The sequence below is a fragment of the Pseudomonas sp. NBB genome (assembly GCF_032701105.1).
GTDB lineage: Bacteria > Pseudomonadota > Gammaproteobacteria > Pseudomonadales > Pseudomonadaceae > Aquipseudomonas > Aquipseudomonas asiatica.
Genome location: NZ_CP103994.1, coordinates 5,910,911 through 5,933,177 on the forward strand (window position 1 = coordinate 5,910,911; position 22,267 = coordinate 5,933,177).

Consider the following 22,267-nt stretch of genomic DNA (forward strand, 5'->3'; position numbering starts at 1 on the left):
CCGTCAGGCCAGCCAGTCAAGACTGAGCAGCAGGCGCCCCTGCTGCCCCGATGGCGACCGATGCACCAGGCCCGCACCTTCGTTGCCCTGCCACTTTTCACCTTTGAGCACCGCCACATCGCCAGCTTGCAAGTACTGAACGTTATCCACAGGAAGTATTGCTGTGTGTAAGTTGCCACGAGGGCTCGCGTCCTCTTTCAACCACTCGCTACCTGGGCCTGCGTAGGTAGTGAGCAGACGCAGCGGAACGTTATCCACATGGAAGCGCGGGCACATCGGGCCTGTCAGTACCCGCAGGCGCAAACCTACCCGCTGCGCACCCACCAGGCAGGTATAGGCCGCCACCAGCCAGGCCACATCCGCCACGAATGCCTCATAGCCGTGCAAGTCGGCCGCTTCGCGCAAGAGTTCGGTGAAAACCGGCATGTGCTGCTCATCCACATCGATGACGCGCTGGTCTGCCAAGGGCTGGCCGAGGCTGACCACCAGCGCGGCAAAGTCCTCCAGTTGTGGTGGCAAACGTCGCCGCCATACTGCCAGGTTTACGCCATCCTGCAGCACATCGGTCAGCACCTGCGGTGTCTCGCCAAATACCTGGAAAATATCCACAGGCTTGGATGCAGGGTTCATGCTGCGGCCTCCTCATGCCATGGACCGAACGGATCGGGCAGGCGCAACCAGCCCATGTGCCCCAATTCCATTTCTTGATCGGTCAAAAGGCATGCATCGAGTGCTGTGGATAATTCTTCGAAGTCAATATTCTGCCCGATGAACACCAGTTCCTGGCGGCAGTCACCGCTCTCGGCAACCCAGTTCTTCAAGATCGCGATTGTGTTATCCACATCCTGTGGCCACTGCTCGCGCGGCACGAAACGCCACCAGCGGCCCGCCAAGCCATGGCGCATCATGCCGCCTGCCTGCGACCAGCTTCCGGCTTCCTGGTATTTGCTGGCCAGCCAGAAAAAACCTTTCGAACGCAGCAGGCGCCCATTGCTCCATGGCTTGTGGATAAAGTCGAAAAAGCGCTGTGGATGAAAGGGGCGCCGGGCCTGCCAGGTGGTGGCGGCAATGCCATACTCTTCGGTTTCCGGCACATGCTCGCCGCGCAACTCTTGCAGCCAGCCCGGTGCCTGGGCGGCCTGGTCGAAGTCGAACAGGCCGGTGTCGAGGATGCGGTCCAGCGGTACCTGGCCCATGACCATGGGTACGATCCGCGCCCGGGCATTGAGGCTGCGCAGAATGGCCATGAGCTCTTCGCGCTCGTGCTGGCTGATCAGGTCGATCTTGCTCAGCAACAGTACATCGGCGAACTCGACCTGCTCGATCAGCAAGTCACTGATTGAGCGCTCGTCCTCCTCACCCAGGGTTTCGCCACGGCTGGCCAGGCTGTCTGCTGCCTGGTAATCACGCAGGAAGTTCAGGCCATCGACCACAGTGACCATGGTGTCCAGGCGCGCCATGTCGGACAGGCTACGGCCCTGTTCGTCGCGGAAGGTGAAGGTCTCGGCCACAGGCAGTGGCTCCGAGATCCCCGTGGACTCGATCAGCAAATAATCGAAACGCCCTTCTTCAGCCAGCCGCGCCACTTCCTCGAGCAGGTCTTCACGCAGCGTGCAGCAGATGCAGCCATTGCTCATCTCCACCAGCTTCTCCTCGGCACGGTTGAGGCTTACGTTGCGCTGCACCTCGCTCGCATCGATGTTGATTTCGCTCATGTCATTGACGATGACCGCGACTCGCAGATTGTCGCGGTTACGCAGCACATGGTTGAGCAAGGTGCTCTTGCCGGCGCCAAGGAAGCCGGATAGCACGGTGACAGGGAGACGGTTGGACATGGCGAAACCTCTTCAGGCGAGCGCATTCGAAACGATGCATTGCACAATGTTATAAAGTAACAATACAATTTCGCCAAGCCGTTCGTGACGAACGAATGCCCACCGGGAGGAAAAGTGAACCCGCCACGTGCCAGGGTGCCCTCCTGGCATTGCAGCTTGATCGGTGATGGCCGCTGATCTCCCTTTTGTTTGGAATACCAGATGACTCAGCTCAAGCTCCCCGACATTGCCGCACAAACCCATGAATACGCCTTACCTTTGAACTGGGTGGGTATGTGCGGGATCGCCCAACCTGTACAGTTCGAGGGGCGCACAGCAGCTGCCACGGTCGATGCCGGCGTTAGCCTGGTAGACGGCAGCTCACGCGGTATCCATATGTCGCGGCTTTATCTCGCCCTAGAGTCGTTGGAACATCAGCCTCTGACGCCGCTCACCATCCGCCAGCTGCTGGGTAACTTCCTCAGCAGCCACGAAGGCCTTTCTTCCGCCGCCTATCTGCGTTTGCGCTTCGAGCATCTACTGAAAAGGCCTGCGTTGATCAGCCCGTTGGAGGGTTGGAAAAGCTATGCGGTCACAGTCGATGCAAGGATCGAAAATGAAATGTTCCACGTGGAACTATCCGTTTCTGTCCCTTACTCCTCGACCTGCCCATGCTCGGCTGCACTTGCACGGCAACTGATTCAGCAGCAGTTCCAGGCGCATTTCAGTACAGAGCAGGTCGACAAATCTGCAGTGCTGCAGTGGCTTGGCAGCGCCGAAGGCATCGTAGCGACGCCCCATAGCCAACGTAGCAGCGCGCTAATCCAGGTAAGGCTGCGCAGCAATCAGCAGGTTCTGCCAATCACCGAGTTGATCGACTGCATAGAAGCAAGCCTGGGGACAGCGGTGCAGACCGCAGTTAAGCGCGCAGACGAACAAGCCTTTGCCTTGGCCAACGGCCAGAACCTGATGTTCTGCGAAGACGCCGCACGACGCCTGCACAAGGCGCTAAGGCAAATAGAATGGAGCACGGCCTTCAAGCTGCGCGTGGAACATGCAGAAAGCCTGCATGCCCACGACGCTGTCGCAACCAGCCAGTGGCAATGGGATGTCAGCTGCGCGGCTTGACCGAGCCGCAGTCATTGCCCAACCACACGGCACGGGTGTTCATGCTGCCTTGCTGCTGTACACCCGAGGCGTTGAATGTACCGTTGACCTGGGTGGTGAATTCCCGGTCACTGAGGAAAGTCGCCTGGCCACTGCCCTGCGCTTTGGGGCAGCTGAACTGGAACTTCCATACATTGCCGGTGCGGTCGGTTATCTTTTGGGTACAACCTGACTTCGGGTCCTGCAGAGGGATATCGTTGGTTGCCACCTGTTCTGGCGTCAGGCACGAGCGCACCCCCTTACCCCCAACAGTCACTCCCTGCTTGGCCAGCACCCCTTCCATCATCGCGCGCTGCTCTGGCGGCAGGTTCTTCAACTGGCCGAGCATGAACTCCATATCGGGTAACGGCTTGCCATCGACCTGCATGTTGCTAGTGGTCAGCTCCCACAAACCTGGCTGTAGCATCTGAGCATGCACCAGCGGGCTGCTCACACCTAGGGCCAACGCCAACAGTGGCAGACGAATCTTCATGGACGAACGCTCCTGGAAAAAGCCGGCCAAGTGGGCCGGGCTGAGCCTTAGACGCCAAATCCACCTGCAGGTTGCAAGGCGGACCGGGAACGTGTTCTGTTACTCAAGTGTACTCGGCAAGCAGGATGCATATGGACTACCACAGCCCCTACTTCTTCGGTTACCTACTCGGCCTGGTTCACCTGCTGGGTATCGTCGCCGCACTGCACGCACTGTTCACCGTGCGCACTGCCCAAGGCGCAATCGCCTGGGCCATGCCGTTGTTCTTCATCCCTTACCTCACCCTGATCCCTTACCTGATTTTTGGTGCGCGCTCGTTCTATGCCTACATCAAGGCCCGGCGCCAGGCCAACCAGGAAATGCATGTGGCCATGGCCAACCTCAACTGGCGGCCTTGGGTAGAAGAAGCCCTCACGGCCCGCGAGTCGGAAAGCTATGCGGCGTTGCGCGCCATGCCCAAGCTCGGGCGCATGCCTTGCCTTGCCAATAACGAGGTGAAGCTGCTGATCGATGGCAAAGCAACATTCGATGCAATATTTGCCGCCATCGAAAAAGCCCGCGACGTGGTGTTGGTGCAGTTCTTCATCATCCATGACGACAATCTTGGCAAAGCGTTGCAGCAACTGCTGCTGCGCAAGGCCGCCGAGGGGGTGCGGGTGTTCGTGCTGTATGACCGTGTCGGCAGCCATGCCTTGCCGGCAAGCTACAGCCAGTTGATGCGCGACGGTGGTGTACAGATTCATGCCTTTGCAACCCGTCGGGGCTGGTTCAACCGCTTCCAGGTTAACTTCCGTAACCACCGCAAAATCGTGGTGGTGGATGGCTTGCTCGGTTTTATCGGCGGGCACAACGTGGGCGATGAGTACCTCGGTGGCCACCCGCAGCTTTCACCTTGGCGCGACACCCACGTGCAGATCAGCGGGCCGGTGCTGGCCTGCCTGCAGGAGTCGTTCGCCGAGGACTGGTACTGGGCCACGCGCCAGCTACCGCCGCTGATTCTGCCGGACGCCTACCCTGACAACGGCGTGCTGTGCCAAGCCTTGGCCAGCGGCCCGGCCGATCCACAGGAAACCTGCTCGCTGTTCTTCCTTGAGGCGATCCATTCAGCCACCCGGCGCGTGTGGATCACCAGCCCGTACTTCATCCCCGACGAGGCGGTGTTCGCCGCGTTGCGTTTGGCAGTACTGCGTGGGGTCGATGTGCGAGTGCTGATTCCGTCACGCCCAGACCATCGCATCGTCTATGCCGCCTCCAGCCTTTTCGCCTTCGAAGCGGTACGTGCGGGTGTACGCATGTTCCGCTACCAACCGGGCTTCCTGCATCAGAAGGTGGTGCTGGTGGATGACGATGTCAGCGCGATCGGCAGTGCCAACCTGGACAACCGCTCGTTCCGCCTGAACTTCGAAATCACCCTGCTCACGGTCGACCGCGGCTTCGCTGACCAGGTCGAGAAAATGCTGAGCAATGACTTTGAACAGGCACGGGAAATTACTGCGGAGGACAGCCGCGATACTCATCGGCTGCAGCAACTGGGGATGCGGATTGCTCGGCTGATTTCGCCGATTCTCTGAAGCGTAAGCGCCCCTCTCTGGGTATCGCACACCTTGTGGGAGCGGGTTTACCCGCGAAGACGTCAGTGGCTGTACCGACGCATTCGCGGGTAAACCCGCTCCCACAGAGTATGGTGTCGCGCTTGCGTACTTTTTAGCAATTCAACGATATAGGTCTTCACGCGTCCAGGGCAGATCATGGTGCCCATCGGGGTAGGGTTTAACTGCCAGAATCTGATGCAGGTTGATCCAGCCTTTCTGGAAGGCATAAGCACACCCGGCCAGGTACAGCCGCCAGATGCGCAAGGTCTTCTCGGGCACCAGCGCCGCCGCCTTGTGCAGCTGGTTCTCCAGGTTCTCGCTCCAGTGGTGCAAGGTCTTGGCGTAGTGCAAACGCAGGCTTTCCACGTCTACCACTTCCAGCCCCGCTTCACAGATGCTGGCACTGATCATCGACAGGTGCGGCAGCTCGCCATGGGGGAAGACGTAGCGATCGATGAACTCGCCAGCGCCACGCCCGACCGGGCGACCATCCACATGCTTGGCGGTGATACCGTGATTCATCACCAGCCCCCCTTCCCTCACGGCACCGAACAGCTTCTGGCTATACAGCGCCAGGTTGGCATGCCCGACATGCTCGAACATGCCAACGCTGACAACCTTGTCGAAGCGGCCGTCCTGAGGCAGGTCGCGGTAGTCGAGAATCTGCAGGTCGACCTTGTCGGCCAAACCCTCTGCCTTCACCCGCTCGCGACCGAGCTTGAGCTGCTCCTTGCTCAAGGTGATACCAAACACCTTGGCGCCATATTCGCGAGCAGCGAAACGCGCCAGCCCACCCCAGCCGCAGCCAACGTCGAGCAGGTAATCACCTGCTTCCAGGCGTAGCTTGCGGCACAGATGATCGAATTTGTCCTGCTGTGCCTGATCCAGCGTGTTGTCCGGCTCACGGAAGTAGGCGCACGAGTAGGCCATGTCCTGATCCAGCCATAGCTGGTAGAACGCGTTTGAAACATCGTAATGGTAGGAAATCGCTTCGGCGTCGGTGCTCTTGTCGTGGGCCTGACGCTGCGGTGGGGTGTCGTCTTCGTCGGTCAGTAGCGCTTCGCTCAGCTCATCGCATACGCGGATGGCTTCACCAATATCGCCCTCCAGCTCCAGCTTGCCTTCGACGAATGCCGTGCCCAGTTGGTCCATGCTCGGGTGGCTCAACTGGCTGATCAGCTGTGGCTCCTTGACCAGGATAGTGACCTGCGGGCTAGGCCCCAGATCGAACTGGTTACCGTCCCACAGTTTCAGCCGCAGCGGCAGATGCAGGCTCTGCAGTGCCGGTGGAAGTTGCGCAAGCATGAACGACCCTCCTGTCCGTATTTGGCCACGACGCCTGATATTTCGAACGTCGCCGGATCAGAGTAGTTCATTCGTGGGATGTTTCCTCTAAACGAGACCATGGTCTAGAACCAACTAATCTTATGCACATCGCGGATTGTATACAATTCTTGCATCTCAGCTTAACCTTGTGCCCCTCTTGCGCTTCTTCATCCTGGAGTTGAACCCATGAAATCCTATGACGTGGTGATCATCGGCGGTGGCCCTGGCGGCTACAACGCAGCCATTCGCGCCGGCCAACTAGGCCTGAGCGTAGCCTGCGTGGAAGGCCGCTCGACCTTGGGCGGCACCTGCCTGAACGTGGGCTGCATGCCCTCCAAGGCACTGTTGCATGCTTCCGAGCTGTACGAAGCCGCCAGTGGTGACGAGTTCGCCCACCTCGGTATCGAAGTCAAACCTACCCTCAACCTCGCCCAGATGATGAAACAGAAGGACGAGAGCGTGACCGGCCTGACCAAGGGCATCGAGTACTTGTTCCGCAAGAACAAGGTCGACTGGATCAAGGGCTGGGGTCGCCTGGATGGCGTCGGCAAGGTCGTGGTCAAGGCTGAGGATGGCAGCGAAACCGCACTGCAGGCCAAAGACATCGTCATTGCCACCGGCTCCGAGCCTACGCCCCTGCCGGGCGTGACCATCGACAACCAGCGCATCATCGACTCCACCGGCGCGCTGTCGCTGCCACAGGTGCCCAAGCATTTGGTCGTCATCGGAGCTGGCGTGATCGGCCTCGAGCTGGGTTCGGTATGGCGCCGCCTGGGCAGCCAGGTCACGGTCATCGAATACCTCGACCGCATCTGTCCGGGCACCGACGAAGAAACCGCCAAGACCCTGCAGAAGGCCTTGGCCAAACAAGGCATGGTGTTCAAGCTGGGTAGCAAGGTGACCCAGGCGAACGCCAGCGCCGATGGCGTGAACCTGACCCTGGAGCCAGCAGCTGGCGGCACCGCAGAAACGCTGCAGGCTGACTATGTACTGGTCGCCATCGGCCGACGCGCCTATACCAAAGGGCTGAACCTGGAAAGCGTGGGCCTGGAAACCGACAAGCGCGGCATGCTCGGCAATGACCACCACCGCACTTCCGTGCCGGGTATCTGGGTGATTGGCGACGTCACCTCCGGCCCGATGCTGGCGCACAAAGCCGAAGACGAAGCGGTGGCCTGCATTGAACGCATCGCCGGCAAGCCCCACGAGGTCAACTACAACCTTATCCCTGGCGTGATCTACACTCGCCCGGAGCTGGCCACCGTGGGCAAGACCGAAGAGCAGCTCAAGGCCGAAGGGCGTGCCTATAAAGTAGGCAAGTTCCCGTTCACGGCCAACAGCCGGGCCAAGATCAACCACGAGACCGAAGGCTTCGCCAAGGTCATCGCCGATGCCGAGACCGACGAAGTGCTGGGTGTGCACCTGGTAGGCCCAAGTGTCAGCGAGATGATCGGTGAGTTCTGCGTGGCCATGGAGTTTTCGGCCTCGGCAGAAGACATCGCCCTCACCTGCCACCCCCACCCGACCCGCTCCGAGGCCTTGCGCCAGGCAGCGATGAATGTGGACGGGATGGCGATGCAGATCTGATGCGAGATAGCCGGGGGCTGCTTTGCAGCCCATCGCGACACAAGGCCGCTCCTACAGGAGAACGCAATTTCCTGTAGGAGCGGCCTTGTGTCGCGACGGGGCGCAAATGTTGCTTATTAATAAACTCTGTCACAAAACCTCTGGAAATTCGCGGCCTAGCGGGGAGGTTGATCCTGTGGAAGCGAAATTAAAGGTTGTCACAAAGCATCGCTTTTCAAAAAATCTCGGGGGTTTTCGTTTAATAAAGGTTGTCACAACAATAACGGTTGTCACAGCAAAGGTTCAGCCGGAGAAAAATCGCAGGGGTACGCCTCGGAAAAAACCCGAAAAAATTATGATGGTATCTTTTGTGCTTGGAACGGAGACAGTGGAGTTAGAGAATTGAACTGTGCCAGGACGGTTGCGCTAGAGAAAAACTCCCCGGGCGCGTCATTGACCAGCCAGTCGGTGGGTTGGGCGATGTCATGATGGTCCCGCCTGTGGCGGAGGCGCGTAAGCAACACGTTCTGTGAACGGGGTGTCCCGCACGGCCCGAAATACCGCAGCAGAAATGGAGCACTTTGTGATGAAAGCGAAGGCCTGATGGCTTCCGCATTTCCTCTCAGATCAGTGCGTCTGCTGTGCCATTTCAGTGTGCCTGGGCAGAGCAATCGAGATGAGTGCAGCGACCAATACGAAGACGCTGGAAACCCACAAGCAAGCCTCCAACCCATAGGCCTGAAACACCCAACCTGACAGCAGTGTGCCGACCAAACGACCGAGGGCGTTGGACATGTAGTAGAAGCCTACATCCAGGGAGACGCCATCTTCCTTGGCATAACTGACGATCAGGTAGCTGTGCAGCGATGAGTTCACGGCGAACAGCACACCGAACAGCATCAACCCACCGAGCAAGACTACCTTTGCCGACCAGCCTGCCGACAGGCCCACGGCAATGAGCGCAGGCAGTCCGGCCAGAGCGATTGCCCAGATGAAGGCTGCTCGGCCATCGGGTACATGACCACGCCTCTTGCCGGTGATATGGGGGGCAAACGACTGGACGATGCCATAGCCGATTACCCAGACGGCCAAGAAACCGCCGACCAGCCAGAAGTCCCAGCCAAACGCAGAGCTCAGGTACACCGGTAGTGCCACGACGAACCAGATATCCCGCGCACCGAACAAAACCAGCCGTGCGGCCGAGAGGATGTTGATGGCCCGGCTCTTGGACAGCATGTCGCGGAACTTCGGTTTGGCCTTGGCCTTGCCCAAGTCCTTTTTCAGCAGCATCAGACTACCGATCCAGATCAGGGCCAGCACCGCCGCCATGGCCAGCACCGCCTGGGTGAAACCGAGCAACGCGAGCAATGCTCCCCCGAGGAAAAAACCCACGCCTTTGAGAGCGTTCTTCGAGCCCGTCAGGATGGCCACCCATTTGTAGAGGATGCCTTGCTGGCTGTCCGGCACCAGGAGCTTGATGGAGCTCTTGGCGCTCATTTTGTTCAGGTCCTTGGCGATGCCGGAGAGCGCCTGGGCCGCCATCACCCACGGCACCGTCAGCGAGGCTGCTGGTACCGTGAGCATCAGCAGGGCGAAGACCTGCATGCCAAGGCCGATGTTCATGGTGCGGTTGAGCCCCAGGCGGGCGCCGAGGTAGCCGCCCACGAGGTTAGTGATCACGCCGAACACTTCGTAGAACAGGAACAGCGCCGCGATCTGCAGCGGCGTGTAGCCCAGCGAATGGAAGTGCAGTACCACCAGCATGCGCAAAGCGCCGTCGGTAAGGGTGAAGGCCCAGTAATTGCCGGTAACCAGCAGGTACTGACGCACTTCCGCAGACAGGGCTGACAACGCCTTCATGATCGCCATTTACTCCGCTGCGCCGACCAGGCGTGCTAGTTCAACCGCACGGTTGGCGTAGCCCCACTCGTTGTCGTACCAGGCGTAGATCTTCACTTGGGTACCGTTGACTACGAGGGTGGACAGCGCATCGATGATCGAGGACCGCGGATCGGTGCGGTAGTCGATGGACACCAAGGGGCGTTCTTCGTAGCCCAGGATGTCCTTCAGCGGTCCTTCGGTTGCGGCTTTCAGCAGCGCGTTGACCTCTTCAGCCGTTGTCTCACGTTCCACTTCGAACACGCAGTCGGTCAGCGAGGCGTTGGCCAGTGGTACACGTACGGCGTGACCATTCAGCTTGCCGCGTAGCTCGGGGAAGATCTCGGCGATTGCGGTGGCAGATCCCGTGGTGGTCGGGATCAGGCTCATGCCCGAGGCTCGGGCGCGACGCAGGTCCTTGTGCGGTGTATCCAGAATGCTCTGGGTATTGGTGAGGTCGTGAATGGTGGTGATCGAGCCGTGGCGTATGCCCAGGTTCTCGTGAATCACCTTGACCACCGGGGCCAGGCAGTTAGTGGTGCAGGAAGCGGCGGTGACGATACGATGCTGCGCCGGGTCGAATAGGTGCTGGTTGACGCCCATCACCACGTTCAGTGCGCCTTTCTCCTTCACTGGAGCGCAGACGACCACACGTTTGACGCCTTGATCCAGGTAGGCCTGGAGTACGGCTACCGACTTCATCTTGCCGCTGGCCTCGATGACCAAGTCACAGCCCGACCAGTCGGTGTCCGCGATGGTCTTGTTGGCGGTGACCTTGATGCGCTTGCCCTCGATCACTACCGCGTCGCCCTCTGCGCGGGCTTCACGGTGCCAGCGTCCGTGGATCGAATCGAAGTTGATCAGATGGGCATGGGTCTCGGCGTCACCGGCCGGGTCATTGATCTGCACAAACTCGAATTCCGGCCAGTCCCAGGAGGCGCGAAGCGCCAAGCGACCAATACGGCCAAACCCATTGATACCTACTTTGATAGCCATGTTCTTTTTCTCGAATCGCGATTAGCGAAAGGTCAGAGGGTGTCGCTGAACTGGTTGATATACCCAACGTGCGCAGGGTTCTGGATCGCACGTGGACGCAGGGCCTGGACCTGGGAAACAGCTTCCTGCACAGGGATGCCGCACTCGATCATCAGGCGGGCGGCAAACAGGCCGGTGCGGCCAGAGCCGCCCTTGCAGTGAATGGCGATCGTCTTACCGGTCATCACCAGCTCTTTCAGGCGTTCCCGGTGAGCCTTCCAGGCGGCCGCAAACGGCTCACCGGGCGCTTCGTCATCCTCGACCGGCAGGTGGAACCATTCGAGGCCCAGCAGTTGGCACTCCTCGGGAAGCAGATCGATCTCGTTCTGCAGCAGTTCTTCACTCGGCATCAGGGTTACCAGCGCGCTTGCGCCGGCATCGTGCAACGTTGCCAGAGCCTGAGATACCGATGTCTCCTTGGTACCTGGGCACGGAGTGAAGATCAGCTGGCCGACCAGTTCGGAATTAGCCAACACTGAATACGGGTGCAATTGCATGCTCACAAAGCCTCAAATGGATCGTTGATTGACACGCTTGGATAGTTCTTCAGCCGACTCTTTACGTTCGGAGTAGCGATCGACCAGGTAGTCGGAGCGATCACGAAGCAGCAGGGTGAACTTCACCAGCTCCTCCATTACGTCGACAACACGGTCGTAGTACGAAGAGGGTTTCATGCGACCCGCCTCGTCGAATTCCAGATAGGCCTTCGGCACGGACGACTGGTTAGGGATGGTGAACATGCGCATCCAGCGGCCGAGGACGCGCAGCTGGTTGACCACGTTGAAAGACTGCGAGCCGCCGCAGACCTGCATCACCGCGAGGGTTTTGCCTTGAGTGGGGCGCACGGCGCCCATGCTCAGTGGAATCCAGTCGATCTGCGACTTGAACACGCCAGTCATCGCGCCGTGGCGCTCTGGCGAGCACCAGACCATGCCTTCCGACCACAGCACCAGGTCGCGCAGCTCCTTGACTATGGGGTGGTCATCGGGCACGTCATCCGCCAGTGGCAGCCCGGTCGGATTGAAGATCCGCGTCTCGGCACCGAAGTGCTCCAGCAGGCGTGCCGCTTCTTCCGTCAGCAGGCGGCTGAACGAGCGTTCGCGGGTCGATCCGTACAGCAGCAGGATGCGAGGGTTATGGGTGGACTTTTGCTCGACTGCCAGTTTGTCTGCTGTCGGCAGGTCGACCAGATCGTTGTCGATATTCGGGATATGGTGTTCGGTCATGATTTACTCCTGAGTCAAGGCGCCAGATGGCTGATCGAACCAGCGGCGCTTGAGCCACAAGGCCACGCCCACCAGGGAGATCAGTACCGGCACTTCCCCCAAGGGCCCGATGACGGTGGCAAACGCGACCGGCGAGGCAAGGCCGAAGGTGGCGATGGCCACGGCAATGGCCAGTTCGAAATTGTTGCTCGCTGCAGTGAACGCCAGCGCCGTGGTACGTGGGTAGTCAGCTTCCAACAGCTTGCCCATCCAGAAGCTGATGAAGAACATCACCACGAAGTAGATGGTCAGCGGGATAGCGATGCGCAGCACATCCAGCGGCAGTTGCAGCACCATGTCGCCTTTCAGGCTGAACATGGCGACGATGGTCAGCAGCAACGCCACAAGGGTCAGCGGGCTGATCTTCGGGATGAATCGCTCCTGGTACCAGGTCTCGCCCTTGCTGCTGATCAGGATCTTGCGGGTCAGGAAACCAGCCAGGAACGGGATGCCCAGGTAGATCAGCACCGATTGGGCGATATCGAGGAAGCTGGTCTCAATGACGCTACCTTCAAGGCCAAACAGCGGCGGCAACAGCCCCAGGAAGATCCAGGCGTACACGCTAAAGAACAGGATCTGGAAAATGCTGTTGAAGGCGACCAGACCCGCCACGTACTGGTTGTTGCCACCGGCGATCTGGTTCCACACCAGCACCATGGCGATGCAGCGTGCCAAGCCGATGAGGATCAGGCCGGTCATGTACTCAGGCTTGTCGGAAAGGAAGACAACGGCCAGCCCGAACATCAGGACCGGGCCGATCACCCAGTTCTGGATCAGCGACAGGGCAAGGATGCGCTTGTCCTTGAATACCTGTGGCAACTCCTCGTATTTCACCTTCGCCAGAGGTGGGTACATCATTACGATGAGGCCAATGGCGATGGGGATGTTTGTCGAGCCTACCGACAGGCTATTCAGCCACGCAGGCAATCCCTGGAACAGGCTGCCCAGACCAATGCCCAGGCCCATGGCCAGAAAGATCCACACCGTCAGGTAGCGGTCTAGAAAGGAAAGTCGGCTTTTGCTCATGGTGGATCTCCCTAAACGTCAGAGCGTTCCGATACGGGCCAGCTCGGCCTTAAGCTGGGCGGCATCCAATTGTTCGAAAGGCAGCGCGAGGAATGCATTGAGGCGTCGTTTGATCTGCTCAAGCGTGACGTCGAACGCTGCGTCCAGTTCGGCGGTGTTGCCCTGCTGGTCAGAAGGGTCAGAAAGCCCCCAGTGGGCTTTCACTGCTGGTCCGAAGAACACGGGGCAGGCTTCGCCAGCGGCCTTGTCGCAGACGGTGATGACAAAGTCCGGTGCCAGCTCGGCATGCGCGTCACTTGACTTGCTGCTGAGGCCCTCGGTGGAGATACCAGCACGCTGCAGCGCGGTGATGGACAGCGGGTGCACATCACCCTTTGGCTGGCTGCCGGCGCTGTAGGCCTTCATGCCGGCCGGGGCCAGATGATTGAAAACAGCCTCGGAGAGGATGCTGCGGCAGCTATTGGCGGTGCAGAGGAACAGAACTTTCATCGGTTTTTCTCGGCAATGATCAGCAGCAGGAGGCGACGCGTTGAGGGCGGTCACCCATTGTGTCCAGTCGTTTAGTGCTAGCACTCAGCCATTCGCGGTTGGCCTCCAGCGTCGTCGCCAGGACCTCACGTACCCAGCCGGGAAGCGATGGATGCAGGCGGTAATAAACCCACTGGCCCTGACGCCGGTCTTCCAGCAGGTCACACGTGCGCAGTTGCGCCAGGTGGCGGGAAACCTTGGGCTGGCTTTCTTCCAGCGCGCAGGTCAGTTCACAGACGCAGAGTTCTTCCTCGCGAGAGATCAGCAGCATCATCCGAATGCGGTTCTCGTCGGCGAGGCATTTGAAAACCTTGGTAGGTGTCAGCGAGTCAGTCATAGCAATTCTCAGTGTTTAGTTTTCACGAGGACGAACATTTTGATGCGCTCATGAATCTCATGAAGCGTGCGTCGGAAGGCATCGTGTTGGTCACTGGTAACAGGGTCTTCGAAGTTCCACGCCAGAACCTCGCCGAGGGCAGGCAAAGTAAGGCACTCATGGGCTGCCTTGTCGCAGAGCGTAATCAAGTAGTCGAACCGTTCCCCTGCAAACTCGTCGATGGACTTGCTGCGTAGAGCCTTGGTATCGATATCGAGATATTCGAGGGCGTCATAGGTGCGCGGATCGACTTGGCCAGGCTGGGTACCTGCGCTAAAAACTTCGAAATGCACAGGGTCTGTGTGCCGGAGCAAAGCTTCGGCGAGCTGGGAGCGAGCGGCGTTTGCGGTGCAAACAAACAGAACGCGGGTCTTGCCAGTCATCACTTGGTACCCTGAGTGTATATGGTTTTTCGAATATACGCTTTTTCGAATGTGTCGCAACCCCTCGATGATGGGTGGCTTTACATGTGCGCGTTCATGCACATATATTGGCTGCATGACGACCAACCAAAATCTCCGTGCTCAAGCCATCGAAGCCGCCATCGAGTCGCTAGACGAGACCTTCTTCAAAGCGCTTTGCGAGCCTTCCAGAGTCGCGGTTTTCAAGCGCGTACTTTTGCTCGGCCGGGCGGATGTCGGCGAAATCGCCAAAGAGCTGCCACAGGAGCGCTCGGTGATCTCCAGGCACCTGCAGGTATTGCATGACGCCAAGATCGTGAAGGCCACCAAGGTGGGTCGGCAGGTGTTCTATGAAGTAAATGGTGGGTCGATCGTCGAGCGACTGGAGGGCCTGCTCCAGCGAACCAAAGGTCTAGTATCGATCTGCTGTCCGTAGTCCGGCCTTTTTTTGCCTTTAGATATGCATGAGTGCGCATATATGAATGAGTTGGATCGCGTTCTGGATGTGGTCGTTATCGGTGGTGGGCAAGCAGGTTTGGCGACTGGCTGGCATTTACAGCAGCACGGCTTGGATTACCTCATCTTGGATGAGCAGACATCCCCGGGCGGTAACTGGCGTAACTACTACGAAAGCTTGCAGTTGTTCTCACCATCGGAGTACTCAGCGCTGCCGGGGCGAGCGTTTCTTGGCGATCCCAAGGACTACCCGGTGCGAAATGAAGTGGTGCAGTACCTGGAGGCATACGCCGCCGAGTTTCAGCTCCCTTTTCAGGGCGGTACCCGAGTGGTGGCGGTCGTACAGAAGGGCAAGGCATTTGAGGTTCGCACCGCCAACGGAGCGAATTTCACTACGCGTGCTGTGGTAGTGGCATCAGGTGGCTTCAGCCGTCCTTTCATGCCTGACATTCCTGGGCTAGAGAGCTTTTCAGGACACTGTCTGCAGATAAAAAAGCAGCTCCGAAAAGCTGCTTTTCTGCCCTACTCCCCCTTTTTATGCTTGTGGGGTTTCAGGTCTGGGTGATCCTTCTGCTTCTCAGGCGTGACCCGCTGCCTCTTGTCCGGAGTGCCATCTTCGTTGGTGCGTTTAGGGCCTGGCTTGATGCTCATGCAAATTTCCTTTTCCGCTTGGGTTGTTGAGTACTGCTATGTAGTTAGTCGAGCTTCTGGCTGCTGTCAAAGCAGCTCGATGTGGAATCGCTATCGACCTCACGTGTTCAGCCCGTTGCAGCATTAGAGGCCTGAGTAGGTGCTTCCGGTCAAAGTCTTGCAAGGGGCAGTAAAATCAAGAGCTGAGCGATACGAGGATGTCTGGACGTTCATCATCCCGAGTACGGTGTGGAACAGGTTGTCGTGGCTCAGTGGCGAGCTCGTCTGTGCTTTCAAGCAGCCCACATTGAGGCGTTCGCTTTTCGCGAGAGAATCAGACATCCAGAGCACCAATGGCACCTTGGTTTGCTCATCTGGGGCCATCGCATAGGGCAGCCCATGCAGGTAAAGACCACCCTCTCCCAGTGACTCTCCGTGATCTGAGACGTACATGAGCGCAGTGTCGAATTTGGTATTCGCAGCCAGGATGTCGATCAGCCCGGCCGTCACGTAGTCGGTGTAGAGGATCGAATTGTCGTAGGCATTGATCACCTCCTGCTGCTTACATTTGTCGAGCTCATTGGTCTCGCAGACCGGCCCGAATTTCTTGAACTGCGGGGGGTAGCGCTTGTAGTAGGCCGGGCCGTGACTACCTTTGTAGTGGAGCACCAGGACTGCATCGCCTTCCTGACGCTTGATGAAGTCCTCCATCTCCGAAAGCAGCACCCCGTCCTTGCACTCGTCGCTGGTACACAGTTGAGCATCTGCGTGTTGGGTAGCCTTGTGGTTTGGCACCCGATCACAGACCCCTTTGCAGCCCGAATTGTTATCAGTCCACATGACACTGATGCCTGCCCGCTGAAGCACATCGAGCAGCCCTTCTCGGCTCTTGGCCAAGCCGTCCTTGTACTCATCCCTCCCGACGTCCAAGAACATGCATGGCAGGGAAACCGCAGTGGCAGTGCCGCACGAGCTCACATTCGAGAAGCTGATGACATTGCGCTTTTCCAGCTCTGGATTCGTATCGCGGGAGTAGCCATTAAGGGAGAAGTTGGCGGAACGTGCGGTTTCCCCCACTGCCAGTACCAGCAGCTTGGGTTTGCGAGCCGCTCCCTGCCTGGTCACCACGGCGTCGGTACCAATGGAGGTCAGCGCTTTCGGTGTGGCCAGCTTGCGTTTCAGGTAACCATGACCGGCAGCAAACAAATTGGTGGGAACCAGAATGAGCCGGATCTCCCGATTGTTGCGTAGGAGGGAGGCATAAGACTGGTACTGGCTCAGCACGATACCAGCAAGGGTTACCAGTGCGAGCGACAGGACGATGAGTCTGCTACCCAACGCTTTGGTCCAGGGCTTGCGTCGCAGGGGCACCAGACAGATCAGGTAGACGGGCAATACCCCTACCATTGCCACCCAGAGGCCAAGTTTCCAGTTCAGTAGCTCGGACACCTCACCGACGTCGGTCTCCACGACGTTGGTGAACATCGTGTAATCAATGACGATGCCGTAAGCACTCATGAAGTAGCTGGCGAACGACGCGCTGATCAGCACCAGGCACAGCAGAGGTTTTGCGAGTCTTGACCATGACAGCAAGCTAAGTACGGTGAACACCCAAACGAACACTACGACTGGCAGGCTGGCGGCGAGCAACCAGTTAACTTCATCAGTGTTGAATGCCAGGCGCCAGAGCACACGCCAAAGCTCAGCGTTCACGAACAACAACAACCAAAAAGTTACTAGCGCGATGAGTAAATTGGTGCTGATGCCTTCCTGTCTAACTTTGCGAATAGCATGGATCCATTTACTTAACAGGATGTGAACAATGGATTTAGAAGGTGTCATTATCAAACTCTAGGGAGCTGCTCATCCATGGCGCTGGTTATGAATAGTCGGGAGCTAAACGGCAAGCCATCGACAGACACTGAGCGAATCAGGCCGTACAGAGCGCCAGAGACCTTGATCCCCTTAGCCTGAGGACGCTTAGGATGTGTGAGGCATAGGATTAAATGAGAAATTAGCTCTCGCTAGGCGCATTATTTCCGCCACACGATAACGTCATGATGACTTCGCGATTACAATGCTGACAGAATCGCGATAATGACTTTTTCGATTGTAAATGCTCAGGCTATGATAAAAAATCGGACAGGTCCGACTCTTTGAGTAGTCAATGCCATCTGGCGAATTAAATTAAATTTCATAAACAAACCAGCTTCGTTTTGTCGTACGCTAATTTTGAACTTTTACTTTAACTTAAAAGTCATTCTAACGAGCAGAACACTTCTTTCACCTTTTGCTCGTGCTGATGTCACCTATCGATGAGGGACGAATACCATGAGTTTTCTCAAAAATTTATTGGGCGGCCACCACGGCCGTGGCAACCACGGCGGTGGCAAGCATCACGGTAGTGGGCACGGGAGTGATCGACATGACCGGCATGGTCGCTTCGAGCAGCAGCAATCCTGCGACAGTAATGACCGGGTGATTGAGGATGGTCGCGTAATAGCTCAAGCCCCAATCAAAGATCTGCAGACTTGCAGGCACTGCCGGACCGCAAACGCCCCGTCCGCACGCTTTTGTCTAAACTGCGGAACACCACTATCGAGTGGTTGCACGGCCTGCGGCTCATCCCTGACAGCAGGAGCAAAATTCTGCAGCCAGTGCGGCCAAGCCACCCATTAGCGCATGGCCACACTGGAAATCCAACGCGACCACTACCCTGTGCAAGGAGAAATACGTGGGATCGAATCATGATCATGGCAGTGCCGCGCTTCGTGAGGGGCATCAGAAGAAACTAGTCATGGCATTGGTCCTGACCGGTAGCTTCATGATCGCTGAAGCGATCGGCGCATGGATTACCGGCAGCCTGGCGTTGCTGTCGGATGCGTCTCACATGTTCACCGACACCGCCGCTTTGGCAATTTCGTTGATTGCGCTTCAGATCGCAAAGCGGCCGGCGGATCAGAAAAGAACCTTTGGCTATGCGCGGTTGGAGATCCTAGCCTCCACGTTCAACGCCGTGCTGCTCTTCCTGGTGGCGATGTACATCTTGTACGAGGCCTACCAGCGCTTCTTCATGCCGGCGGAGATCGCCACCGGGGCGATGATGTGGATCGCAATTGTCGGCCTGATCATCAACCTGATTTCAATGCGACTGCTGGCATCTGCCAGCAACGAGAGCCTCAACGTCAAAGGCGCCTACCTCGAAGTCTGGAGCGACATGCTCGGATCGTTGGGCGTGATCATCGCAGCCCTCATTATCCGCTTTACCGGCTGGACCTGGGTCGACACGGTTGTCGCCGTAGCGATCGGCCTTTGGGTATTGCCGCGGACTTGGCAATTGCTTCGAGAGAGCCTGGGGATTCTTATGGAAGGTGTACCCCGGGGGCTCAACGTGGCGGCAATCGAGGCCACGATCCTCAAGGTCGACGGCGTCACGGATGTCCATGACTTGCACGTTTGGGCCGTCAGCAGCGGAAGCAACGTGATGACGTCGCACGTGGTCGTCCGAGACGCAGCAGATGGAGATGCTGTGCTAGCGGCCGTCGTGGATGCAGTCAGCGACGCGTTCGAAATCCATCACTGCACCATTCAGATCGAGCGCGCAGCTTTCCACGAGAACGTTCCGTCGCCGTCGCATTGATCGGCCGGTAGACACCTGATCAACACACCGCCGCCAACGTCGGGGGGGTGTTGTCGAGGAAAGGTAAGGATGGATAGGCGACAGCAGAAGCAGGGGGGCTCGCAGAATTCGGAAAAAATCGTACGCTAAGGTTTTCCGGGCATCCGTAGGGGCCGAAACTTCCCGTCTTCCAGTCTGCGGCTCTGCCGCCAGACGTAATCGCCGGTGAGGTTGATGTGCTCCCAGCCCAGCGGCGACAGGAATTGCAGCAGCTCGCCGTCCACCGGCTTGCCGGCCTCGACCAACCCCTGGGTGGCGCGCTCCAGGTACACCGTGTTCCACAGCACGATAGCCGCCGTCACCAGGTTGAGGCCGCTGGCCCGGTAGCGCTGCTGCTCGAAGCTCCGATCCCTGATTTCCCCAAGGCGGTTGAAGAACACCGCCCTGGCCAGCGAGTTGCGCGCCTCACCTTTGTTCAGGCCGGCATGCACGCGGCGGCGCAGCTCAACACTTTGCAGCCAGTCTAGGATGAACAGCGTGCGTTCGATCCGGCCCAGCTCGCGCAGGGCCACGGCCAGGCCGTTCTGGCGCGGATAGCTGCCGAGCTTGCGCAGCATCAGCGAGGCAGTGACGGTGCCCTGTTTGATCGAGCTGGCCAGGCGCAGGATGTCGTCCCAATGGGCGCGGACGTGCTTGATGTTCAGGGTGCCGCCGATCAGCGGCCGCAGCGTCGGGTAGGTCTGCACGCCCTGCGGCACGTACAGCTTGGTTTCGCCGAGGTCGCGGATGCGCGGCGCGAAACGGAAGCCCAGCAGGTGCATCAGGGCGAAGACGTGATCGGTGAAGCCGGCCGTGTCGGTGTAGTGCTCCTCGATCCGCAGGTCGGACTCGTGGTACAGCAGGCCGTCGAGCACATAGGTGGAATCGCGCACGCCGACATTCACCACGCGGGTGCTGAACGGCGCGTACTGGTCGGAGATATGGGTGTAGAACAGCCGTCCCGGCTCACTGCCGTACTTCGGGTTGACGTGTCCGGTGCTCTCGCCCCGGCCGCCAGCCCGGAAACGCTGGCCATCGGAGGATGAGGTGGTGCCGTCGCCCCAGTGGGCGGCGAAGGCATGCTGGTACTGGTGGTTGACCAGCTCGGCCAGGGCCGCCGAATAGGTCTCGTCGCGGATGTGCCAGGCTTGCAGCCAGGACAGCTTGGCGTAGGTCAGACCGGGGCTCGACTCGGCCATCTTGGTCAGCCCGAGGTTGATCGCATCACCGAGGATCGCGGACAGCAGCAACGTCCGGTCTTTGGCCTCGGCCCCGTCCTTCAGGTGGGTGAAGTGGCGGCTGAAGCCCGTCCAGTCGTCCACGTCCATCAGCAGTTCGGTGATCTTGATGCGCGGCAGTAACTGACTGGTCTGGTCGATCAGCGCCTGCGCCCGATCCGGCACCGCCGCATCCAGCGGGGTGATCTTCAACCCGGACTCGGTGAGGATGGCATCGGGCAGCTCGTTGTCCTTGGCCAGGCGGGCGACAGTGGCCAACTGCTCGTCCAGCAGCTGCAAGCGCTCTTCCAGATACTGGTCGCTGTTCGGGTTGATCGCCAGCGGCAGGGCCTGTTCCCGCTTGAGCGCGGCGAACTTCTCGGCCGGCAACAGGTAGTCGTCGAAGTCGCGGAACTGCCGCGAGCCCTTGACCCAGATGTCGCCGGAGCGCAGGGCGTTCTTCAGCTCGGACAGGGCGCAGATTTCGTAGAAGCGCCGGTCGAGGCCTTCCGGGGTGATCACCAGTGGCTTCCAGCGCGGCTTGATGAAGGCGGTGGGAGCATCGGCCGGCACCTTGCGCAGGTTGTCGGCGTTCATCTCGCGCAGCGTCTGCACGGCTGCCAGCACGCCCTGCGCGGCCGGGGCGGCGCGCAGCTCCAATACCTCCAGCAGAGCCGGCGTGTAGCGGCGCAGGGTGGCGAAGTTCTCGCCGACCAGGTGCAGGTGGTCGAAGCCCTCCGGCCGGGCCAGCAGCTCGGCTTCGCTGACGCTCTCGGTGAACTCGTCCCAGGGGATCACCGCCTCGATGGCGGCATAGGGGTCGCTGCCGGCTTCCTTGGCCTCCAGCAGCGCCTGGCCGATCTTGGAGTACAGGCGCACCTTGTCGTTGATCGCCTTGCCCTGCTTCTGGAACTGCTGCTGATGCTTGTGCTTCGCGCCGCTGAACAGCTTGACTAGGATGCGGTCGTGCAGATCCACCAGCTCATCAATCACGGTTGCAGTGCTCTCCAGCACCACGGCGGCCAGGGTCGCATAGCGCCGCTGCGGCTCGAACTTGCCGAGGTCTTTGGGCGTCATCTGCCCACCCTCGCGGGCCAGCTTGAGCAGGCGGTTCTGGTGGATGTGCCGGCCCAGGACTTCGGGCAAGTCCACCAGCTGAAATGTCTTCAGCCGCTCGATGTGCTCAAGCATGTGCCGAGAGTTGGGTTTCAGCGGTGCCTGGCGCAGCCAGGTCAACCAGGTGATGCTGCTGCCGGCCTTGAGCTTCAACAGCTCGTCCAGCTTGGCCCGATGCGAGTCCGTGAGCGGTTCAACCAGGGCGCGGTAGACCCGCCGATTGGCCCGTGCAATGGCCTCCGAGCAAGCCCGGTCGATCACGCTCAACGCCGGCAGGATGCGTCGCTTCTGCCGCAGGCTCTCCAGCGCCTGGCCGGCCAGCAGCAAGCCCTTGTCGGTCTGCTGGGCCAGTTCGGTCAGCTCGCGCACCAGGGCGCGGAAGTCGGACAGGCCGAACGGGGCCAGTTGAAGGTAGGTGCGCAGTTCCTGGGCGTGCTCGCGACGGGTCACATCGCGCTCGCCGTACTTCGTCCAACTCGCCGGATCGGTCTGGACTTGCTTGGCCACCCACAGGATGACCGGTTCGGGCAGCTCGCTGTCAGTGCCCAACGCATAGCCGGGGTAGCGCAGCAGGCAGAGTTGCACGGCGAAGCCGAGGCGGTTGGCGTCGCCGCGCCGCTGACGGATCAGCGACAGGTCGGAGTCGTTGAAGGTGTAGTAGCGGATCAGGTCATCCTGGCTTTCTGGCAACGCGAGCAGGGTGCCCCGCTCCGTGGCCGAGAGGATCAAGCGACGCGGCATGTG

22 protein-coding genes are annotated in these 22,267 nt (G+C 59.3%); 7 read left to right on the top strand and 15 right to left on the bottom strand.

The genetic code is table 11. The features are described from left to right. Positions 1 to 3: 3 nt before the first annotated feature. Together NY023_RS27220 and zigA are read right to left on the bottom strand one after the other, a co-directional pair. Positions 4 to 630, bottom strand: a complete 627-nt coding sequence (locus NY023_RS27220; RefSeq protein WP_013974848.1) for a DUF1826 domain-containing protein — start codon at positions 628 to 630, stop codon at positions 4 to 6. Continuing rightward, a complete protein-coding gene (zigA, locus tag NY023_RS27225; RefSeq protein ID WP_013974849.1) occupies positions 627 to 1,835 on the bottom strand; it encodes a zinc metallochaperone GTPase ZigA in 1,209 nt (402 codons plus the stop codon). The genes NY023_RS27220 and zigA overlap by 4 nt, the downstream gene beginning before the upstream one ends. A gap of 201 nt (positions 1,836 to 2,036) precedes the next feature. On the opposite strand from zigA, the gene folE2 reads away from it, so the two are divergent. After that, positions 2,037 to 2,942 carry a GTP cyclohydrolase FolE2 gene (gene folE2, locus NY023_RS27230; protein ID WP_024087926.1) on the top strand — a complete coding sequence of 302 codons (906 nt, stop codon included), beginning with the start codon at positions 2,037 to 2,039 and terminating at the stop codon, positions 2,940 to 2,942. Here folE2 and NY023_RS27235 read toward each other — a convergent pair. After that, positions 2,926 to 3,453, bottom strand: coding sequence for a DUF3617 domain-containing protein (locus NY023_RS27235; protein ID WP_015272374.1), 528 nt, complete (start codon positions 3,451 to 3,453; stop codon positions 2,926 to 2,928). The two genes, folE2 and NY023_RS27235, sit on opposite strands and share 17 nt — an antisense overlap. Positions 3,454 to 3,584: 131 nt before the next feature. Here NY023_RS27235 and cls point away from each other — a divergent pair, with 131 nt between their 5' ends. Continuing rightward, positions 3,585 to 5,024 carry a cardiolipin synthase gene (gene cls / locus NY023_RS27240; protein ID WP_013974852.1) on the top strand — a complete coding sequence of 480 codons (1,440 nt, stop codon included), beginning with the start codon at positions 3,585 to 3,587 and terminating at the stop codon, positions 5,022 to 5,024. A gap of 141 nt (positions 5,025 to 5,165) precedes the next feature. Here cls and cfaB read toward each other — a convergent pair whose 3' ends face one another. Continuing rightward, a complete protein-coding gene (cfaB, locus tag NY023_RS27245; RefSeq protein ID WP_013974853.1) occupies positions 5,166 to 6,350 on the bottom strand; it encodes a C17 cyclopropane fatty acid synthase CfaB in 1,185 nt (394 codons plus the stop codon). Between the two features lie 207 nt (positions 6,351 to 6,557). Between cfaB and lpdA the strand changes: the two genes are divergently transcribed. Beyond that, positions 6,558 to 7,958, top strand: a complete 1,401-nt coding sequence (lpdA, locus tag NY023_RS27250) for a dihydrolipoyl dehydrogenase (protein ID WP_013974854.1) — start codon at positions 6,558 to 6,560, stop codon at positions 7,956 to 7,958. Between the two features lie 606 nt (positions 7,959 to 8,564). Here lpdA and arsJ read toward each other — a convergent pair. Genes arsJ through NY023_RS27290 form a run of 8 tightly spaced genes read right to left on the bottom strand, consistent with a single transcriptional unit; the run spans position 8,565 to position 14,428 of the window. Continuing rightward, on the bottom strand, positions 8,565 to 9,797 hold the full coding sequence (arsJ, locus tag NY023_RS27255; protein ID WP_044047293.1) for an organoarsenical effux MFS transporter ArsJ: 1,233 nt from the start codon (positions 9,795 to 9,797) through the stop codon (positions 8,565 to 8,567). A gap of 9 nt (positions 9,798 to 9,806) precedes the next feature. After that, the gene (locus tag NY023_RS27260) at positions 9,807 to 10,811 is read right to left on the bottom strand and encodes an ArsJ-associated glyceraldehyde-3-phosphate dehydrogenase (RefSeq protein WP_013974856.1); all 1,005 of its coding nucleotides are present in this window, start codon (positions 10,809 to 10,811) and stop codon (positions 9,807 to 9,809) included. A 32-nt stretch (positions 10,812 to 10,843) separates the two neighbouring features. After that, entirely contained in the window at positions 10,844 to 11,347 is a 504-nt protein-coding gene (locus NY023_RS27265) for a cyclin-dependent kinase inhibitor 3 family protein (protein WP_013974857.1), read from the bottom strand. Between the two features lie 12 nt (positions 11,348 to 11,359). After that, positions 11,360 to 12,076 (bottom strand): arsenical resistance protein ArsH, encoded by a 717-nt coding sequence (gene arsH / locus NY023_RS27270; protein ID WP_013974858.1) that lies wholly within the window; start codon positions 12,074 to 12,076, stop codon positions 11,360 to 11,362. Between the two features lie 3 nt (positions 12,077 to 12,079). Next, on the bottom strand, positions 12,080 to 13,141 hold the full coding sequence (gene arsB, locus NY023_RS27275) for an ACR3 family arsenite efflux transporter (protein ID WP_013974859.1): 1,062 nt from the start codon (positions 13,139 to 13,141) through the stop codon (positions 12,080 to 12,082). Between the two features lie 18 nt (positions 13,142 to 13,159). Next, positions 13,160 to 13,630 (bottom strand): arsenate reductase ArsC, encoded by a 471-nt coding sequence (locus tag NY023_RS27280; RefSeq protein WP_044047179.1) that lies wholly within the window; start codon positions 13,628 to 13,630, stop codon positions 13,160 to 13,162. 19 nt (positions 13,631 to 13,649) lie between these two features. Then, positions 13,650 to 14,006, bottom strand: a complete 357-nt coding sequence (locus NY023_RS27285) for a metalloregulator ArsR/SmtB family transcription factor (RefSeq protein ID WP_044047180.1) — start codon at positions 14,004 to 14,006, stop codon at positions 13,650 to 13,652. A gap of 8 nt (positions 14,007 to 14,014) precedes the next feature. Next, positions 14,015 to 14,428, bottom strand: coding sequence for an arsenate reductase ArsC (locus NY023_RS27290; RefSeq protein WP_044047181.1), 414 nt, complete (start codon positions 14,426 to 14,428; stop codon positions 14,015 to 14,017). Positions 14,429 to 14,543: 115 nt separating this feature from the next. On the opposite strand from NY023_RS27290, the gene NY023_RS27295 reads away from it, so the two are divergent. Next, positions 14,544 to 14,882: an ArsR/SmtB family transcription factor gene (locus NY023_RS27295; protein ID WP_013974863.1), complete on the top strand. Its 339-nt coding sequence runs from the start codon at positions 14,544 to 14,546 to the stop codon at positions 14,880 to 14,882. Positions 14,883 to 14,924: 42 nt separating this feature from the next. Then, on the top strand, positions 14,925 to 15,467 hold the full coding sequence (locus NY023_RS27300) for a flavin-containing monooxygenase (RefSeq protein WP_013974864.1): 543 nt from the start codon (positions 14,925 to 14,927) through the stop codon (positions 15,465 to 15,467). A 209-nt stretch (positions 15,468 to 15,676) separates the two neighbouring features. Here NY023_RS27300 and NY023_RS27305 read toward each other — a convergent pair whose 3' ends face one another. Together NY023_RS27305 and NY023_RS27310 are read right to left on the bottom strand one after the other, a co-directional pair. Further along, a complete protein-coding gene (locus NY023_RS27305; protein ID WP_044047182.1) occupies positions 15,677 to 17,374 on the bottom strand; it encodes a phosphoethanolamine transferase in 1,698 nt (565 codons plus the stop codon). Positions 17,375 to 17,881: 507 nt separating this feature from the next. After that, positions 17,882 to 18,073 carry a hypothetical protein gene (locus NY023_RS27310; RefSeq protein WP_044047183.1) on the bottom strand — a complete coding sequence of 64 codons (192 nt, stop codon included), beginning with the start codon at positions 18,071 to 18,073 and terminating at the stop codon, positions 17,882 to 17,884. On the opposite strand from NY023_RS27310, the gene NY023_RS27315 reads away from it, so the two are divergent. Together NY023_RS27315 and NY023_RS27320 are read left to right on the top strand one after the other, a co-directional pair. Then, positions 18,011 to 18,211: a zinc ribbon domain-containing protein gene (locus tag NY023_RS27315; RefSeq protein WP_224459391.1), complete on the top strand. Its 201-nt coding sequence runs from the start codon at positions 18,011 to 18,013 to the stop codon at positions 18,209 to 18,211. The genes NY023_RS27310 and NY023_RS27315 overlap by 63 nt on opposite strands. A 55-nt stretch (positions 18,212 to 18,266) precedes the next feature. Then, positions 18,267 to 19,172, top strand: a complete 906-nt coding sequence (locus NY023_RS27320; protein ID WP_044047184.1) for a cation diffusion facilitator family transporter — start codon at positions 18,267 to 18,269, stop codon at positions 19,170 to 19,172. Between the two features lie 125 nt (positions 19,173 to 19,297). Here the strand turns inward: NY023_RS27320 and NY023_RS27325 are convergent, their stop codons facing one another. Beyond that, on the bottom strand, positions 19,298 to 22,264 hold the full coding sequence (locus NY023_RS27325) for a Tn3-like element TnAs1 family transposase (protein WP_010921731.1): 2,967 nt from the start codon (positions 22,262 to 22,264) through the stop codon (positions 19,298 to 19,300). Positions 22,265 to 22,267 lie beyond the last annotated feature (3 nt).